Genomic DNA, 14,846 nt, shown 5'->3' with positions numbered 1-14,846 from the left:
AAAACCCACGGAGATGGATATGCTTGATCGGACGCGAAAATAATTCGACCAAGGAAACCGTACGTCTCAACCTTACTGCGCTTCTGCGATTGCGCTGTGCATTCGACACTTCGGCCTTTGTACGAGAAAACCTGCATCGCACCCTCCGTTCGGTTTCTTGGGGAATCCTAGCATGAGCGAGAACAGCAAAATCGAGTGGACCGACCACACGTTCAACCCGTGGGAAGGTTGCCAGAAGGTTGGCCCCGGTTGCGATCACTGCTATGCCGAGACGCGCAACGCTCGTTTCGCGGGCGGTACCGCGATCAACTGGGGACCGGGCGCGCCGCGGCGCCGCACGTCGCCTGCGAATTGGCGCAAGCCGTTGCAGTGGAACGCGCAGGCTGACGCGTTCTACGCTGAGCACGGCCGCCGCCAACGTGTCTTCTGTGCGTCGCTCGCTGACGTGTTCGATAACGCCGTCGATCCAGCATGGCGTGCCGATCTGTTTGACCTGATCGAGAAGACACAGGATCTCGACTGGCTGCTGCTGACGAAGCGCATCGGCAACGTCATGCCGATGATCAGCGAGACGGCTCAGCGTCGGTTCGATCTCGAATGCCTCGAATCGCCGCGCCTTCCCTTCAACGTCTGGCTCGGCGCAACGATCGTCAACCAAGTCGACGCCGACCGCGATATTCCGAAGCTTCTGGGAGTGCCCGCGCGTGTTCGATTCTTGTCGATGGAGCCGTTGCTCGGGCCGGTCAAACTAGACGCACTCGCACATGGAGACGAGTCCGATCTAGACGCCCTGCGCGGCCAAATCGTCTACTCGACGCAGCATGTAGCAGTCCGCCCGCGAATCATCGGCGCTCGGTTGGATTGGGTCATCGTCGGCGGCGAGAGCGGCCACGGCGCGCGGCCAATGCATCCGGACTGGGCTTTGTCGCTGCGCGATCAGTGCGCCGCCGCTGGCGTACCGTTCCTGTTCAAGCAATGGGGCGAATGGCAGATTGCATCGACGGAGAACGGACACCACGACTGCGACATGGCGCGCAACGCTGCCCAGTGGGTGCACCTCGATGGAGTGCTGACGAAGCCGAGTTGGCATCGCGAAGGTTATGCGGACGCCGAGAAAGCATACGGCATGGTGAAGGTCGGCAAGAAGCTGGCCGGCCGCCAGCTAGACGGCCGCACCCATGATGCTTTTCCTCAGGGCACGGTAGGTTGAGATGGTCCGTCCGAGATTGCCTTACAGGCGCCAGGGTCGCGCAAGGACCATACGCCGGGTGGATCGCCATCGTGAGTGCAACGATGCATCCAGTTACCGCATACGGTGCACCTGTACTGATCGTAGCGCTTCGTCGGGTGGTTTGGGTATCCGAAGATCCCGCGGCCCATTGCGTACAGGTCGCCGTGAGGTGGTGTGGATGACAGCTTTCCAGACAGTGTTTTACAAGCGTTGCACGGTTCCATGTCACTCACCTGAGAGACGCACTTATTAAATCTAGCATGTTTGAAGCAGCACAACGGGTAATCGAAACAACGAGAAAACAATGGGGTATCGATGAGCGACTATCTCACCGCGCATGAGCTGGCCGACCTGGTCGGCTGCAAAGCGAACCAGCGCGCAGCCATGACGCACTGGCTCGAAAACAACCGTTGGCGATTCGTCGTCGACAAGAACGGATTGCCCAAGGTCGCGCGCGCGTATCGCGACCAGAAGCTCGGTCTCTCTAATGAATCGAAAACAACGAAATACGATGCCGCGCCGAACCGCCAAGCCTTCGCATGACGAGCAACAGATCAACGAGTCGACCGGCATCGATCGACTCTATAAGCGCCATGGGGTGCGCAAAGTCTCGTTCTGGTACAAGTACCCGGACGGCCGGAGCGAGACTTTGAGCACCGCACCGCGCGGCGATCGCCATGCAATCTCTGTCGCGGAGCGCAGCGCGAAGCGGAAGGCGCTCGACATTCAAGCCGGCCAGGTCATCGCCGGTTCGGTCGCCGAGATGATCGATCGCTTCAAGACCGACATCGCACCGACACACTATCGCGACCAGTCGAAGGAAGGTCTTGCAGTGCGCGAGGGTGCGTACGATCGTCTCACGAAGTTCTTCGGTCGCATGGCGCCGAAAGCGCTGGAGACGGTGCACGGCTATCAGTACCTCGACGATCGCGCGAAGGCTGGCGCGCCGATCGGCGCAAACAAGGACCTGGCGTTGATGCAGACCATCTGCAATTACGCCATTCGCTGGGGCGTCATTAAGGCCAACCCGTTCGTCGGGATGATGCTGAACAAAGCTGAGAAGGACGTGCGCACCGTCGAGCGTTCGCAGGTCGTCCGCTTCTATCTCTGGGCACTGAAGCAGGAACAGGCCTATCGGACGATGGGACTCGCAGCGATGTTCTGCTACCTGACCGGGTTCCGCGCGGCAGAGATCCGCCCGTACCACATGTCAGGTATCACGGGCGCAGGCGTGAAGGTCGTCAACGCAAAGCGCAAGAAGGGAGAAAGCGAGACGCTGAAGTTACGCCACTGGTCGACGCGGCTGCGTGTCGTGGTCGAGCGCGCGAAGCGTGATCGCAAGGTGGCGAGCCTGTTCCTGTTTCCGAATCGCCGCGGGCAGCCGTATTCGAAGAGCGGCTGGGGATCGGTTTGGCAAGACGCGATGTACACATACATCGGCTCGTTCGATCCGGCGATCGCGAAAGAGTTTGAGGCGAAGAAGATGCGCGAAGCAGCGCAGCGGATCGCGAACCGGGTCAACAGTCCGATTCATGGCGGCATGGATCTGCAACTGACGAACCACCCCGCCTACTTTTCGATGCTAGACATCCGGCCCGTTGCAATCACAACGAAGCTCGAAAATAGCGATCCGGACGCATACGACTTTGCCGGCCATGCGAGCCCGTCGACCACGGCGCGACACTACGATCGCCGCAAGGTGAAGGTCGCGAAAGCGACGGAGTAGATTCCGAAAACAAAAAAGCCGTTCCGAATTTCGCATTCCGGAACGGCTTCGTTTGCCTAACTGCTTGATGCAGTTGAATCTTTTGGGGTGGCTGATGGGACTCGAACCCACGACGACAGGAATCACAATCCTGGACTCTACCAACTGAGCTACAGCCACCACTGCACTACATCTTCGCCGCCTGCCGCAGAGCGGCGCTCAGCAACGAAGAAGCGAGATTATACAAACACGAACCGTATTTGCAAAGCCCTTTATTCAAAGATTTCGCTGGGTTCGCGCAAATGCTGTCGCGCTTCGTCGAAAATTGCGAGATCGCGCGCCTGGAGCTTCTTGCTGTCCGACAGCACGCGCCGCCATCCGCGCGCACCCGCCACGCCGCGATACAGCCCCAGCGCATGACGCACGATCGCGCCCGGATACGTGCCGCGCGCGAGTTCGGCGCGGCAGTACTCGATCAGCTTCGCTTCCGCTTCTTCGCGGGTCGGCGCGGCATCCGTCGAGCCGTAGAAACGCGCGTCGACATCGGCGAGCACGTAAGGGTTGTGATACGCCTCACGGCCCAGCATCACACCGTCCACATGCTGCAAGTGTGCTTCGACTTCGTCGAGCGTCTTGATCCCGCCGTTGATGATGATCTCGAGCTGCGGAAAATCGCGCTTCAGCCGATACGCGTAGTCGTACTTAAGCGGCGGAATCTCGCGGTTCTCTTTCGGGCTGAGGCCTTTGAGGATCGCATTGCGCGCGTGCACGATGAAGACCTCGCAACCGGCCTCGGCAATCGTGCCGACGAAGTCGCGCACGAATGCGTAGTCTTCGACGTCATCGACGCCGATCCGGTGCTTGACCGTCACGGGCACCGACACCACATCGCGCATCGCCTTCACGCAATCGGCGACGAGTTGCGGCTCGTTCATCAGACACGCACCGAATGCGCCGCGCTGCACACGCTCCGACGGACAGCCGCAATTCAGATTGATCTCGTCGTAGCCCCACTGCTCGCCGAGTTTCGCCGAGCGCGCCAGATCGTCCGGCTCGCTGCCGCCGAGTTGCAGGGCGACGGGCGCTTCGTCGGCGGTAAACGCAAGGTGGCGCTCGACGTCGCCGTGAATCAGCGCGCCCGTCGTCACCATCTCCGTATACAACCAGGTGTGCCGCGACAGCGTGCGGTGAAACGAGCGACAGTGGCGATCAGTCCAGTCCATCATGGGCGCCACGGATACGCGACGGGGACTGGAAACAGGCTTCGAAGACATGAGGCAGCGGACCAGAAAGAAAACAGCGTGAATTCAGCCCGCAATTTTACCGCAAGCGCGCCCCAAACCCCTCATTTTGCGCCGCAGCAACCCCGGAAGCCCATGATTTACATAAGGTTTTTCGAGTCGTGACGCCCCGCTTATAAGGGTGCATACGCGGCAAAACCCCGCCCAGCCTGCCTCCCAGCATTGTTTCTAATCTCAGAATAGTAATTTCAAATTATCGGCACAAAAAACCGATAGTAGGGGTATACACTGCATTCCATCGACGTTGCGAACAGACCGCTGCAAAGCAAAGACCGCAACGTCTTACTGAATCAAAACATTACGGAGAGTTCACCATGAAGACCAAGCTTATCGCCGCAGTTCTGATCGCCGCTTCCGCTACCCTGGCTGCTCCCGCTTTCGCAAGCGGCTACGGTCCGGCTCCGCACTACAACCCGACGGTTGGCGCACCGGCATCGCAACAAGGCCAGAACGCGGAAACGCTGGCAGCTGAAGCGCAACAAGCCAATGCAAACGCCTACGGCGGCGTGCAAAACGGTTCGTCGCAAGCTGGCAAGCATGAGCCCGTGACGGGCCCGGGCTCGGTGTTCTTCGGCCACTAAGCCGAAACAGGACCGCAAGCACACAGCAGTTTCGTAGCAGGCAGTACCCAGCAGTATCGAGCAGCACTGGTAGCACGCAGTACTTGCAGTTGCAGTCGTCGTAGAAGTGGCAGCAGGTAGTCTTGAAGTTGCAGTTCCAGATGTAGCAGTACCGCAATCAAAGCTTGACCGTAGTAAAGCAGTACCGTTGATGGCGAAGTAGCAGTATCTGGAAGTACCAGCAGTTGGAAGTTGCCGTACCCTGGCAGTACCACGCAGTCTGTTGTTGCAGGTGTAGTTCAGCCGGATGTTCTTCTCAGAGCATCCGGCTTTATTTTTTGCGCCGTGTGAAACGACTATCCGCCTGCGGCCAGCAGTTCGACATCGATGGCTTCGCGCGCTGCGCGGAAGCCCGCTTCGGCCGCTGCGTGCTCGGTCGGCCAGAAGCCGTCGATCGGCACCAGCCGCCAGTCCAACATCACCGCGTCGTCCTTCAGTATGCGGAAGTGCGCCTTGACGCCCGTCAGCACCTGCTCGACGCAGACCTCCATCTCGAACTCCTTGTAGCGCTCCTGGTAGTCGCCCATGTCGATGCCTTTCGGCTCCATCGCGCGTCCCTCCGTCTCAGGTTCAGTCGCCGGATCAGTCGCAATCGCCGGACAGATACTTCCTGCCGTCGCAGGTGATTTCGACGCCCGCGCCCTTCCCCGATTTCGCCACCAGCCCCGCTCCCAGCAACTCTTTCTCGACGACGGGCTCGACGGCAGGCGCCGCCTGCCCGGTTCCGATGTCGTTCAGTTGCCGTAAGGTATCGATTGCAACCGCACTCAAGGACTTCGTCATCGCAGCCTCCACATTCGTTGGCGGCGCGCCGCCCGTATGGCAATGCGCCAGTCGATGCTGAATTCATGCTAGCACTTCCAGCCAGGATTGCCGGGACGGGACGGGACGCGGTGCGCGCCCGCACGCGCTATCCGATGCAGAAGAACGCGCGGCCCGCAGCGGCTGGCACGCGCCTAGCAACAGGAGAAAAAAACCGCAGAGAGAACCCAATGATTGCGACGATGATGAAACTCAGACGTCATGCATGGGCGTCGATAGGAAGCGCCGCCGTGCTTGCGGCATCGGCGGGTGTCGCGCAGTTGGCGTGGGGCCAGACCGTCGCGCCGCAAACGGGCGGCACGACGATGGTGAAACCGCCGCCCGCGGCGGCCTCGGGCGCGGCGAGCGCGACCAATCCCGACAACATGCCCGTCAAGAAGCCGCGCAAGCCGCCCAACGACGACATGTCGGTTCACCCGCCCGCCAGCGCGACGAACGCGAAATAGCGGGCAGCGTCGGCGGCTTCGACAAAGCGCCGCGCGTCACAAGCAACAGCGGCAACAGCGCGCGTTACAGGCGCGCGATCGACACCTCCGTCGACTTGACGAGCGCGACCACTTCCGCGCCGACCTTCAGTTCGAGTTCGTCGATCGAGCGCGTCGTGATGACCGACGTGACGACGCCGAACGGCGTATCGACATCGACTTCGGACACGACGGGTCCGCGGATGATTTCCTTCACTTTGCCTTTGAACTGGTTGCGTACGTTGATCGCGGAAATGCTCATATCGGATAGCTCCGGTGGGTCGATGAAAAAGTATCCAGCCAGCGTTCAAACTGCCCAGCGGATATCGCGTGCATGCACGGTGCGGGCATCCTGAGGTGCGGGTTCGTCGGTTGCGCGTGTCTTCATCACACGCTGCAACACGCGTTCTTCGAGTTGCGCGAATGCCGCCGTCGCCCGCTCGCGCGGCCGCGCGAGTGGCACGGGTTGATCGAGCGCGATCCTGCCCTCCTCGATCAGCAGAATGCGATCGCCGAGCGCGACGGCTTCCTGCACGTCGTGCGTGACGAGCAGCGCAGTGAAACGGTGCTCACGCCACAAGCGCTCGATCAGCGCGTGCATTTCGATGCGCGTCAACGCGTCGAGCGCGCCAAGCGGCTCGTCGAGCAGCAGCAGTTGCGGCCGATGCACGAGCGCGCGCGCCAGCGCGACGCGCTGCCGCTGGCCACCCGACAGTTGCGCGGGCCAGTCGTTCGCGCGTTCGAGCAAGCCGACTTCGTCGAGCACCGCGCGCGCTTTGTCGCGTGATGAACGGCCGAGGCCCAGCATCACGTTCTGCAGCACCGTCTTCCACGGCAGCAGACGCGCGTCCTGAAACATGATCCGCGTGTCGAAGGGATGCGAGCCGTCGGCGTGTTTGTCGAGCGTGCCCGAGGTCGGCGCTTCGAGACCCGCGATCAGCCGCAGCAATGTCGACTTCCCGCAGCCGCTGCGTCCGACGATCGACACGAAGCTGCCGCGCTTGATCGACAGATCGAAGTCCGTGAGCACCGCGCGCTCGCCGTAGCGTTTGCCAACGCCGCGCAGTTCGACCGAAATATCGTGCTTTTCACGTGCGATCTCGCGCAGCGCGGGTGCTTGCGTCGACGCAAGCTCATGCGTGCCCTGCTGCCGAAGCTCGTCTTCGAGATCCGCGCCCGTGATCCCGCCCATCAATACGGACAATGTGCTCGCAATCATGCTTTCGTTCCTCGTTGATACGCGGGATGCCAGCGCAGCGACACCCGCTCGAGCCCTTTCGCGAGCATGTCGGCGAGCTTGCCGAGCGCCGCATACAGCAGAATCCCGACCACCACCACATCCGTTTGCAGAAACTCGCGCGCGTTCATCGTCATGTAGCCGATGCCCGATTGCGCGGAGATCGTTTCCGCGACGATCAGCGTGACCCACATCAGCCCGAACGCGAAACGCACGCCGACGAGAATCGACGGCAGCGCGCCCGGCAGGATCACGTCGCGATACAGCGCGAAACCCTTCACGCCGTAGCTGCGTGCCATTTCGATCAGATTCGCGTCGACGGAACGGATGCCGTGATACGTGTTCACATAGATTGGAAAGAACACGCCCAGCGACACCAGAAACACCTTCGCCTCCTCCTCGATACCGAACCAAAGGATCACGAGCGGAATCATCGCGAGCGCGGGGATGTTGCGGATCATTTGCACGGTCGTGTCGAGCGCGATATCGACGGGCCGGAACAGACCTGTCGCAAGCCCGAGCACGAAACCGATGCCGCCGCCGATCGCGAAGCCCGACACCGCGCGCCACGTACTGACCTTCACGTCAGCCCACATTTCGCCCGACTCGATCAGCGACCACGCGGCCTTCACGACGGCGAGCGGCTCGGGCAGCACACGCGTCGACAGCACGCCACTGCGCGCGGCGATTTCCCACGCGAGCAGGATGACGAGCGGCACGATCCACGGCGCGAGCCTGAGCGCGAGCGGCCCCAGGTTCAGGCGGGCGAGATTGAAACCCGCAGCACGGTTGCCAGAAACAGTCGACATAAACCAGCACTCCTTTCATGAAGCGACGCGTCGTTGCGCATCGCCTCCGGACAACGAATCAGCTTTGCGACGCCTTCGGCGCATAGTTGTTGCCGACGATTTCGCCGAACGGCCCCGACAGCGGCAGGCTGCCGCTCACCGCCGCCTGCTGCCGACCCGGCAGCAGCGGGAACACGAGCTCGGCAAAGCGGTACGACTCTTCGAGATGCGGATAACCGGACAGAATGAACGTCTCGATGCCAAGGTCCGCGTATTCCTGCATGCGCGCCGCGACCTGCTCCGGGCTGCCGACGAGCGCCGTGCCCGCGCCGCCGCGCACCAGGCCCACGCCCGCCCACAGGTTCGGATACACCTCCAGGTCCTGGCGCGAGCCGCGCTTGCCGCCGTGCAGTGCGGCCATGCGCCGCTGCCCTTCGGAATCCATCTTCGAGAACGACGCCTGCGCGCGGGCGACCGTTTCGTCGTCGAGCTTGCTGATGAGCTTGTCGGCGGCTGCCCACGCTTCGTCTTCCGTCTCGCGCACGATCACATGCAGGCGAATACCGAACTTGATCTTGCGGCCGTGCTGCGCGGCGCGCGCGCGGATGTCGGCGACCTTCTTCGCGACCGCTTCGGGCGGCTCGCCCCACGTCAGATACGTGTCGATGTGCTCGCCCGCCATCTCGTGCGCCGCCGGCGACGAGCCGCCGAACCACAGCGGCGGATGCGGGTCCTGCACGGGCGGATACAGCACCTTGCCGCCCTTCGACGTCAGATGCTTGCCGATGAAATCGAAGGTCTCACCCTGATGCGCGCTAGTCAGCAGGCCGCGCCAGATGCGCAGGAATTCATCGGTGATTTCGTAGCGCGTGTCGTGATCGACGAACAGCCCGTCGCCTTCGAGTTCCGCGGCATCGCCGCCCGTCACGACGTTGATCAGCAAACGCCCGCCCGACAGCCGGTCGAAGGTCGACGCCATACGCGCCGACAGCCCCGGCGACGAGATTCCCGGACGGATCGCGACGAGGAACTTCAGGCGCTTGGTGGCGGGAATCAGGCTCGACGCGACGACCCATGCGTCTTCGCACGAGCGGCCCGTCGGCAGCAGCACGCCCTCGTAGCCGAGCGTATCGGCTGCGACGGCGATCTGCCGGAAGTAGTCATAGTCGGCTGCACGCGCGCCTTGCGACGTGCCGAGATAGCGGCTGTCGCCGTGAGTCGGAATGAACCAGAACACATTCATCTGCAGTTCCTGCCTTGTTCGTCTGATGTCTTAGGGATGACGGGATGCGTTGCTTGCGGGCGCGTGCGAAAGGCGTGACACGCCCTGCCACGCACGCGCAGCGCATCGAAAACGGGTGATTGAAGAAGACCGCGTCAGCGGCGACAGCGAGGCGGCCTGCCCGGCAGGCCTGGATCGCGCGCCGCGGACGGCGCAGCCGGGCAAGCACGAATGGGCATCGGATGGGACATCGCGACGAGTTCTCTCAAGTGAATCGATGTGATCGGCGCACGCAGCGCGCCTCATCCAATGTGCGCGCTGCGTGTCGGGCAGCGGCGCCTCGCATGTGCTTCTCGCACACGCTTCATGCGTGCTTCATGCGTGCTGCGCCGCCTGCATGGGAAAACAGTCTATGGACCGCGCTCTTTCTTTTGAACGATTTTTTTGAGCTTAGGTTTTCCACTTTCGTGCTTTACCTGACGCTGCAGCATACGCCGCGCACGCGCACCGTCCGCCAGCGCACCTGATCCGCGCCGCGCAACCCATATAATGGCGCTCGTTCCGATCAACCTGCGCGGGCGTTGCGCAAAGTCAATGACGCCCGGCGACCGTCGCTGTCAAGCATGCAAAAAATCATCCTGCCGTTCGTGTCCGGCTTTCTGGCGTCGCTGTTCTTTCACGAGTCGACACTCGCGCTCCTGCACGCCGCCGGCCTCATCGACCCGACAGGGTTCTCGACCACGCCGTTCGTGCCCATCGGGCTGCCGGAATTCATCGCCAACGCGATCTGGAGTTCGGTATGGGGCGTGCTGATGGCGTGGCTGTTGCGCGTATCGCCCGAGCGGCCCGCGCCGTGGGTTCAGGCGTTCGTGTTCGGCGGCATCGTGCTGACGGCGGCGGGCGTGTTCGTCGTCGATCCCCTTCGCGGCATCTGGCCGACGGGCAACATGCTGCCGCGCCTTGCGCTCGGCTTCGCGTCGAATGCGATGTGGGGCTGGGGCGCGCTCGTATTCATGCGCGCCTTCATGGCGAGCGAGGACTAAGGCCGCCCGCCCGTTCGTTCGTCTTTTGCTTCAGCCCTGCAGGTCGCGCAGCGGATGCTCGTTCGCGGGCCAAGGGCTGTCGAACATCTTCTCGACGTCCGTGCGCGTCACGTCCTCGATGCGCGCAAAGCGCCACTGCGGCTTGTTGTCTTTATCGATGATGCGCGCGCGGATGCCTTCCGGCGCGTCGCCGCGTTCGAACGACGAGCGCGTCAGATCCAGATCGCGGCGCAGGCATTCCGCCATCGTGCCTTCGGCGCGCGTCACCACCTCCAGTGCAACGGCCATCGACAGCGGCGAGCGCTCGCGCAGCACGGCGCCCGTCTGGTCGGCCCAGTCGGCGTAGTTGCAATCGCCTTCGCGATCGAGCGACTGGATGATCTGCACGATGTCCGGCAGCGCGAAGTGCCGGTCGATCGACGTGCGCGCGTCGGCGAGCGGCGATGTGTCGGGCGTCGGCACGATCTTGTGCGATTGCGCTTCACGCAGCACGGCCGCGACGACGTCGGCGCCCTGCTCGAATGACTCCGTCTTCAGGCGGTCGATCAGTGAGGGAATCGCCTGATCGGGCAGCCAGGCGTCGGCGAGACCCGCGTAGAGCGCGTCGGCCGGGCCGATCGTCTCGCCCGTCACAGCAAGATAGCGGCCGATCGCGCCCGGTGTGCGCGCGAGAAACCAGCCCGCGCCGACATCGGGAAACAGGCCGATGCGCGATTCCGGCATCGCCATGCGCGTCGTCGAGGTCACGACACGCAAGCCGCCCGTGCGATGCGCGCCCTGCGAAATGCCCATACCGCCGCCCATCACGATGCCGTTCATGAACGCGATATACGGCTTCGTGTAGGTGAAGATGGCGTGGTCGAGCCGGTATTCGTCGATGAAGAACGTGTCCACGGCATCGCCGTCGCCACGGCGGAATGATTCATACAGGTAACGGATGTCGCCGCCCGCGCAGAACGCGCGCTCGCTCGTGCTGCGCACGACGACGGCCAGCACGTCGGGATCTTCGCGCCATTCGTCGAGTGCCGCATGCATCGCGCGCATCATGTCCAGCGACAGCGCGTTGAGCGCCTTCGGCCGGTTCAGTTCGATGAAGCCAATGCGATTGGCGACATAGGCGATCAGCTCGTCGGAGCCGCGGGGCGATTCGGGTATCGACATGGTGTGGGCGTGAAGCGGTTGAATGGGCGTGCGACGCAAACGGTAGCACGCGTATCGGACTTCTTCAGTGAAACCGGCAGGCGTGGATGCGCCGGCCTGGCCTTATGCGGCTTTCGGTTTCGATGATGCGGCACGCCGCGGCTTTGACGGCTTGTCGACGTGCTGCGTCTGAGCGGGCGTCGCGCCCTCGCCTGACGCTTCGTCCTTATTCGCTGCTGTTGTCGCGTCGCCCGCGCCGAACCACGCGACGAGCGCTGCGTCCACCACGGCATCGAGCGGCGCGCGCGGAAACACGGGGCACGTCAGATGCAACGCGACGATGCCGTGCATCGTCGCCCAGAACGCCTCGGCGCACACCTGGCTATCGGGCGCGTCCGGCAGACGGCCGCCTGCCTTGAGCGCATCGATCGAGTCGACCATCAAACGGAACGCCTTATCGTCTGCGTGGTCTGCATGGTCCTCGTCACCTCCGCCATCAGCGCCCGCCCCGCCAACGAGCGCGGCGCCCGTATAGGACGGGTCTTCCATGAAGATCAGCCGGTACGTTTCCGGATGCGCGACACCGAACGCGACATACGCGCGGCCGATCGCCTTGAGCCGTTCAGCGGCATCGGCGATGGCCGTCAACGGCTCGAAACTGGCCAGCAGTTGCGCGTAGCCCTCCGCGCACAGCGCGCGCGCAATCGCATCGCGGCTTTCGAAGTGCAGATACAGCGTGGCCGGCGAGTATTCGATTGCATCGGCGATCTTGCGCATCGACAGCGCGCCAAAGCCCTCGCGCATGACGATGCGCCGCGCGGCGTCGAGGATGCGCGTGCGCAGTTCCTGTTTCTGACGAGTCTTTCTTTCAGCGATTCCCATGACGCCGATTTTCCGGTTGACAAACTGAAAAGTCAATTTAAACTGAACATCGTTCAGTGAACAGTGTTCAGTAAATTTCTTGCGCTCAGTCTCAACGATAGAACGGGGCGCCGTCGACGGGAGATGTCATGGAAAACGCAGTACAGATCGGGCTGTTCGGCGCGGCGGGCGCCGCCGGACGCAGCATCGCCCACGCGCTCAGCGCGGCGGGCCGGCGCTATCGGGTGATCGGACGCGGGAGGCAGGCGCTACAGGCGTCGTTCGGTCACGATCCTCTGGCGGAAGTCGTTACGTGGAATCCGGACGATCCCGCCACGATCGCCGCCGCGGCAGCCGGCTTGCAGACGGCGGTGTATCTCGTCGGTGTGCCGTATCACCAGTTCGAACAGCATCCCGTGCTTATGCAAAAGACGCTCGACGGACTGCGCGCGGCCGGCGTGCAGCGCCTGATCCTGATCGGCACCGTTTATCCGTATGGACGCGCGCGCAGCACGCCCGTCACCGAGTCGCATCTGCGCGAGCCGCATACGTTCAAAGGCAAGATGCGGCTCGCACAGGAGAATCTCGTGATCGACGCGCATGGCCACGACGGGCTCGAAACGCTCGTGCTGCGCCTACCCGACTTCTATGGTCCGGGCGTCGAGCGCAGCTTCCTGCATGGCGTATTCGAAGGCGCGGCGAAAGGCACACGGGCGCAGATGATCGGCCCGATCGACGTGCCGCATGAATTCGTGTTCATGCCCGACGTGGGGCCAGTCGTCGAACGCCTTTCGCGCACGCCCGAAGCATTTGGCCGCGTGCTGCATCTGGCAGGCGCGGGCACCATCACGCAGCGCGAAATCGCTGAACGCGCCTACGCGCTCGCGCAACGCGAACCGAAGCTAATGGTGGCGAACAAGACGATGCTGCGCATCATGGGTCTCTTCAACCCGCTGCTGCGCGAAATGGTCGAAATGCATTACCTGCTGACGGACCCCGTCGTGCTCGACGACTCGGCGCTGACCAGGCTGATTGGTCCTGTCAGGAAGACATCGTATGAAGCGGGCATTGCGCAGTCGCTGGCGGCTGCGCAGCGTGCGGTGCAACAGGCCGCTGGCGCGCAGGCGGCGTGACGGACGCCGCCTCGCAAACGCTTCGTAATGTGCGCTGTTCAGGCACTCGCGAGATTGCCCGGCGGAAAGTGGCCGCTCTTGAGCAGAACCGGCGTGCCATTGCTGATCAGCAGATGTTCGCGCGCGACGGCTTCGATACGCTCGCGGCCCGCGTCGAATGCGCGGCGCCAGGCGTCGGTGTCGTTCGCGTCGGCGCCGAAATGATCTTCGAGCGCTTCGACGGAAATCGCGCACGGCACCCGCTCACCGTCGACCAGCGCCGGAAACACCAGCGTCAGATTGAAGTCGCGGTAAGCGGGCGCGTCCGCGGGAAAACGAATCTCCATGGTGACCTCATCGGGAAAATCCGGCGTTCCAGGCGAGTGGCCGCATAGGTGCGCGAGAACCGGCATGCGGACCACTGGCCCAATTAGCGGGCTTAATGGTACTCGTAGCGGCATGCGACGGTCCAGCGTCGGGTACGTCGCGTTTTGCCGGGCTTGCTTCAGCGGCGCGGCGCGTCCGTCCGGTCTGATGCGTGTGCTCGACCGGCGCGCGTAGGGCCCCGAATCACTCACCGTCCAGCAGCCGGTCGACATACGCGCGGCCCGCCTTCTCGACAAAGACCAGCGCTTCGTCTTCCGACGCGAAGCGATGCTCGTCGCCGATTTCGATCAGCGTTTCGATCAGGTGCGGATCATCGGGCCCGCGCTCCGACAGACTGACCGCTCCGACATACAGCCCTTCCCGCTCGCCCGCGCGCCGCGCCTGCTCATGCGGCGGCACGAGCCGCGCCGATGCGCTGATGTAATAGCCCCGATAAGGGCCGCTCACCCGCTCTGCCATGTTCGCCTCTCGTTCGATGTTGCTGCAATGGAATCGACAGCACGCGGCACGCCACGTGCGATACACGGTAAGTCCTCGCGCCGCGCGATAAGTTCTGCGCGGCCCTCCCAACAAGCGCACACGGGCGCGCCGCCTGCAATTTCCGGACGAGAACCGACGATATGGGAAAATATTTGCTTCGAGAGCGCGAGATCGCCGAACCGGACGCGGCCAACGCGTGGTTCGCATACGCGGAAAGTCACGGCATCGACATTCCGAAAGCGATCAGTATCTGGGAGGACGCGGCGACGGAAGAAGGCGCCGACAGCCGGCGCCTCGTCGGGCAGGCGGGCATCCGAATCGATCTGTCCGAAACGGGACACTTGAGCCTCCGACCGCAAGCCTGAGGCCCCCGACGTCTCGTCAAGCCACCATGGCCCGCGTCATGTCCGCAATGCGGCACGCCAGCGGTAGC

Annotated in this window: 19 protein-coding genes and 1 tRNA gene; 8 read left to right on the top strand and 12 right to left on the bottom strand. The window is 63.0% G+C overall.

What is annotated here, in order from left to right; all coding sequences use genetic code 11:
• The first annotated feature begins 172 nt into the window (after window positions 1-172).
• The 3 genes from SB822_RS49340 (at window position 173) to SB822_RS49330 (ending at window position 2,957) form a co-directional block, all read left to right on the top strand.
• Window positions 173-1,210 carry a phage Gp37/Gp68 family protein gene (locus tag SB822_RS49340; RefSeq protein ID WP_090838895.1) on the top strand — a complete coding sequence of 346 codons (1,038 nt, stop codon included), beginning with the start codon at window positions 173-175 and terminating at the stop codon, window positions 1,208-1,210.
• 336 nt (window positions 1,211-1,546) lie between these two features.
• Window positions 1,547-1,774 (top strand): DUF4224 domain-containing protein, encoded by a 228-nt coding sequence (locus SB822_RS49335; protein WP_090838893.1) that lies wholly within the window; start codon window positions 1,547-1,549, stop codon window positions 1,772-1,774.
• Window positions 1,743-2,957: a hypothetical protein gene (locus SB822_RS49330; RefSeq protein ID WP_090838891.1), complete on the top strand. Its 1,215-nt coding sequence runs from the start codon at window positions 1,743-1,745 to the stop codon at window positions 2,955-2,957. Before SB822_RS49335 ends, SB822_RS49330 begins: the two co-directional genes overlap by 32 nt.
• Before the next feature lie 83 nt (window positions 2,958-3,040).
• Here SB822_RS49330 and SB822_RS49325 read toward each other — a convergent pair.
• Both SB822_RS49325 and dusA read right to left on the bottom strand, forming a co-directional pair.
• Window positions 3,041-3,116: transfer RNA gene (locus tag SB822_RS49325), tRNA-His, on the bottom strand.
• A gap of 92 nt (window positions 3,117-3,208) precedes the next feature.
• The gene (gene dusA, locus SB822_RS49320; protein WP_090838831.1) at window positions 3,209-4,210 is read right to left on the bottom strand and encodes a tRNA dihydrouridine(20/20a) synthase DusA; all 1,002 of its coding nucleotides are present in this window, start codon (window positions 4,208-4,210) and stop codon (window positions 3,209-3,211) included.
• 341 nt (window positions 4,211-4,551) lie between these two features.
• On the opposite strand from dusA, the gene SB822_RS49315 reads away from it, so the two are divergent.
• Entirely contained in the window at window positions 4,552-4,818 is a 267-nt protein-coding gene (locus SB822_RS49315) for a hypothetical protein (protein ID WP_007588017.1), read from the top strand.
• A gap of 335 nt (window positions 4,819-5,153) precedes the next feature.
• On the opposite strand, the gene SB822_RS49310 is transcribed toward SB822_RS49315, so the two are convergent.
• Entirely contained in the window at window positions 5,154-5,405 is a 252-nt protein-coding gene (locus SB822_RS49310) for a hypothetical protein (RefSeq protein ID WP_007588019.1), read from the bottom strand.
• Window positions 5,406-5,439: 34 nt separating this feature from the next.
• The gene (locus SB822_RS49305; RefSeq protein WP_007588020.1) at window positions 5,440-5,640 is read right to left on the bottom strand and encodes a hypothetical protein; all 201 of its coding nucleotides are present in this window, start codon (window positions 5,638-5,640) and stop codon (window positions 5,440-5,442) included.
• Between the two features lie 209 nt (window positions 5,641-5,849).
• Here SB822_RS49305 and SB822_RS49300 point away from each other — a divergent pair, with 209 nt between their 5' ends.
• Complete coding sequence (locus SB822_RS49300) at window positions 5,850-6,125, top strand: hypothetical protein (protein WP_079499489.1); 276 nt, start codon at window positions 5,850-5,852, stop codon at window positions 6,123-6,125.
• A 64-nt stretch (window positions 6,126-6,189) separates the two neighbouring features.
• On the opposite strand, the gene SB822_RS49295 is transcribed toward SB822_RS49300, so the two are convergent.
• From SB822_RS49295 to ssuD, 4 genes are read right to left on the bottom strand one after another with little or no spacing between them, the layout of a single operon-like run.
• Window positions 6,190-6,405, bottom strand: a complete 216-nt coding sequence (locus SB822_RS49295) for a molybdopterin-binding protein (RefSeq protein ID WP_007588023.1) — start codon at window positions 6,403-6,405, stop codon at window positions 6,190-6,192.
• A 45-nt stretch (window positions 6,406-6,450) separates the two neighbouring features.
• A complete protein-coding gene (locus SB822_RS49290) occupies window positions 6,451-7,362 on the bottom strand; it encodes an ATP-binding cassette domain-containing protein (RefSeq protein ID WP_090838829.1) in 912 nt (303 codons plus the stop codon).
• Window positions 7,359-8,189, bottom strand: coding sequence for an aliphatic sulfonate ABC transporter permease SsuC (gene ssuC, locus SB822_RS49285; RefSeq protein WP_090838827.1), 831 nt, complete (start codon window positions 8,187-8,189; stop codon window positions 7,359-7,361). The genes SB822_RS49290 and ssuC overlap by 4 nt, the downstream gene beginning before the upstream one ends.
• 58 nt (window positions 8,190-8,247) lie before the next feature.
• A complete protein-coding gene (gene ssuD, locus SB822_RS49280) occupies window positions 8,248-9,411 on the bottom strand; it encodes an FMNH2-dependent alkanesulfonate monooxygenase (protein ID WP_090838825.1) in 1,164 nt (387 codons plus the stop codon).
• Between the two features lie 602 nt (window positions 9,412-10,013).
• On the opposite strand from ssuD, the gene SB822_RS49275 reads away from it, so the two are divergent.
• Window positions 10,014-10,433 carry a hypothetical protein gene (locus tag SB822_RS49275; RefSeq protein ID WP_079500145.1) on the top strand — a complete coding sequence of 140 codons (420 nt, stop codon included), beginning with the start codon at window positions 10,014-10,016 and terminating at the stop codon, window positions 10,431-10,433.
• 30 nt (window positions 10,434-10,463) lie between these two features.
• Here the strand turns inward: SB822_RS49275 and SB822_RS49270 are convergent, their stop codons facing one another.
• Both SB822_RS49270 and SB822_RS49265 read right to left on the bottom strand, forming a co-directional pair.
• Entirely contained in the window at window positions 10,464-11,594 is a 1,131-nt protein-coding gene (locus tag SB822_RS49270; RefSeq protein ID WP_090838819.1) for an enoyl-CoA hydratase/isomerase family protein, read from the bottom strand.
• Window positions 11,595-11,696: 102 nt separating this feature from the next.
• Complete coding sequence (locus SB822_RS49265; RefSeq protein WP_090838817.1) at window positions 11,697-12,455, bottom strand: TetR/AcrR family transcriptional regulator; 759 nt, start codon at window positions 12,453-12,455, stop codon at window positions 11,697-11,699.
• A 128-nt stretch (window positions 12,456-12,583) separates the two neighbouring features.
• On the opposite strand from SB822_RS49265, the gene SB822_RS49260 reads away from it, so the two are divergent.
• A complete protein-coding gene (locus tag SB822_RS49260; RefSeq protein ID WP_090838815.1) occupies window positions 12,584-13,567 on the top strand; it encodes an NAD-dependent epimerase/dehydratase family protein in 984 nt (327 codons plus the stop codon).
• 38 nt (window positions 13,568-13,605) lie between these two features.
• Here the strand turns inward: SB822_RS49260 and SB822_RS49255 are convergent, their stop codons facing one another.
• Complete coding sequence (locus SB822_RS49255; protein ID WP_090838832.1) at window positions 13,606-13,893, bottom strand: DUF1488 domain-containing protein; 288 nt, start codon at window positions 13,891-13,893, stop codon at window positions 13,606-13,608.
• Between the two features lie 223 nt (window positions 13,894-14,116).
• On the bottom strand, window positions 14,117-14,392 hold the full coding sequence (locus tag SB822_RS49250) for a hypothetical protein (protein WP_079499483.1): 276 nt from the start codon (window positions 14,390-14,392) through the stop codon (window positions 14,117-14,119).
• 161 nt (window positions 14,393-14,553) lie between these two features.
• Between SB822_RS49250 and SB822_RS49245 the strand changes: the two genes are divergently transcribed.
• Window positions 14,554-14,778, top strand: a complete 225-nt coding sequence (locus SB822_RS49245; protein WP_090838813.1) for a hypothetical protein — start codon at window positions 14,554-14,556, stop codon at window positions 14,776-14,778.
• Window positions 14,779-14,846: the final 68 nt, after the last annotated feature.

It is taken from the genome of Paraburkholderia sp. SIMBA_054, from assembly GCF_046534875.1.
In the GTDB taxonomy this organism is placed as follows: domain Bacteria; phylum Pseudomonadota; class Gammaproteobacteria; order Burkholderiales; family Burkholderiaceae; genus Paraburkholderia; species Paraburkholderia hospita.
This window is presented reverse-complemented; position numbering and strand designations above follow the sequence as displayed.

Coding starts and splice junctions, on each gene's coding strand:
- SB822_RS49335 (WP_090838893.1), top strand. CDS start 1,547: ATGAGCGACTATCTCACCGCGCATGAGCTGGCCGACCTGGTCGGCTGC.
- SB822_RS49305 (WP_007588020.1), bottom strand. CDS start 5,640: ATGACGAAGTCCTTGAGTGCGGTTGCAATCGATACCTTACGGCAACTG.
- SB822_RS49340 (WP_090838895.1), top strand. CDS start 173: ATGAGCGAGAACAGCAAAATCGAGTGGACCGACCACACGTTCAACCCG.
- SB822_RS49310 (WP_007588019.1), bottom strand. CDS start 5,405: ATGGAGCCGAAAGGCATCGACATGGGCGACTACCAGGAGCGCTACAAG.
- dusA (WP_090838831.1), bottom strand. CDS start 4,210: ATGTCTTCGAAGCCTGTTTCCAGTCCCCGTCGCGTATCCGTGGCGCCC.
- SB822_RS49245 (WP_090838813.1), top strand. CDS start 14,554: ATGGGAAAATATTTGCTTCGAGAGCGCGAGATCGCCGAACCGGACGCG.
- SB822_RS49300 (WP_079499489.1), top strand. CDS start 5,850: ATGATTGCGACGATGATGAAACTCAGACGTCATGCATGGGCGTCGATA.
- ssuD (WP_090838825.1), bottom strand. CDS start 9,411: ATGAATGTGTTCTGGTTCATTCCGACTCACGGCGACAGCCGCTATCTC.
- SB822_RS49315 (WP_007588017.1), top strand. CDS start 4,552: ATGAAGACCAAGCTTATCGCCGCAGTTCTGATCGCCGCTTCCGCTACC.
- SB822_RS49250 (WP_079499483.1), bottom strand. CDS start 14,392: ATGGCAGAGCGGGTGAGCGGCCCTTATCGGGGCTATTACATCAGCGCA.
- SB822_RS49295 (WP_007588023.1), bottom strand. CDS start 6,405: ATGAGCATTTCCGCGATCAACGTACGCAACCAGTTCAAAGGCAAAGTG.
- SB822_RS49265 (WP_090838817.1), bottom strand. CDS start 12,455: ATGGGAATCGCTGAAAGAAAGACTCGTCAGAAACAGGAACTGCGCACG.
- SB822_RS49255 (WP_090838832.1), bottom strand. CDS start 13,893: ATGGAGATTCGTTTTCCCGCGGACGCGCCCGCTTACCGCGACTTCAAT.
- SB822_RS49260 (WP_090838815.1), top strand. CDS start 12,584: ATGGAAAACGCAGTACAGATCGGGCTGTTCGGCGCGGCGGGCGCCGCC.
- SB822_RS49330 (WP_090838891.1), top strand. CDS start 1,743: ATGCCGCGCCGAACCGCCAAGCCTTCGCATGACGAGCAACAGATCAAC.
- SB822_RS49290 (WP_090838829.1), bottom strand. CDS start 7,362: ATGATTGCGAGCACATTGTCCGTATTGATGGGCGGGATCACGGGCGCG.
- ssuC (WP_090838827.1), bottom strand. CDS start 8,189: ATGTCGACTGTTTCTGGCAACCGTGCTGCGGGTTTCAATCTCGCCCGC.
- SB822_RS49270 (WP_090838819.1), bottom strand. CDS start 11,594: ATGTCGATACCCGAATCGCCCCGCGGCTCCGACGAGCTGATCGCCTAT.
- SB822_RS49275 (WP_079500145.1), top strand. CDS start 10,014: ATGCAAAAAATCATCCTGCCGTTCGTGTCCGGCTTTCTGGCGTCGCTG.